This window comes from Aminobacter sp. P4_D5 (assembly GCF_056401815.1).
Map to the genome: position 1 here is coordinate 1 of NZ_JBFUIP010001505.1, position 500 is coordinate 500.

Annotated in this window: 1 protein-coding gene; it reads left to right on the forward strand. The window is 66.8% G+C overall.

Annotation, left to right across the window (positions count from 1 at the left end):
- The coding region (locus tag AC1DWF_RS39210) for an NAD(P)-dependent oxidoreductase (RefSeq protein WP_476843768.1) at window positions 1-500 on the forward strand (500 nt) is incomplete at both ends.

Consider the following 500-nt stretch of genomic DNA (forward strand, 5'->3'; position numbering starts at 1 on the left):
CAGCACGAGAGCGTGGTCAGCGGCCGCTGGCGCGGCAACAACCCCGGCTCGACCAAGCTCTTCGAGCTGCGGGACAAGGTGCTTGGCATCGTCGGGCTGGGCAGCATCGGCAAGAAGGTCGCGCGGCTCGCCAATGCCTTCGGCATGCGGGTCCAGTACTACGACATCCGCCGCATCTCCGAGGCGGAGGAGGACGCGCTGGACGTCCGCTTCGCGCTGCTCGGCGAGCTCCTGCGCGGCTCCGACATCGTCTCGCTGCACCTGCCGCTGACGAAGCTCTCCAAGCACATGATCGGCGCGGCCGAGATCGCGTTGATGAAGCCCACCTCCTACATCGTGAATACCTCGCGGGGCCCCGTCATCGACGAGAAGGCTCTGACATCAGCGCTGGAGAAGGGCGCCATCGCCGGCGCCGGCCTCGACGTCTTCGACCAGGAGCCGCCGCCATCGGACAATCCGCTGTTCAAGCTGCAGAACGTGATCCTGACGCCGCACTACGC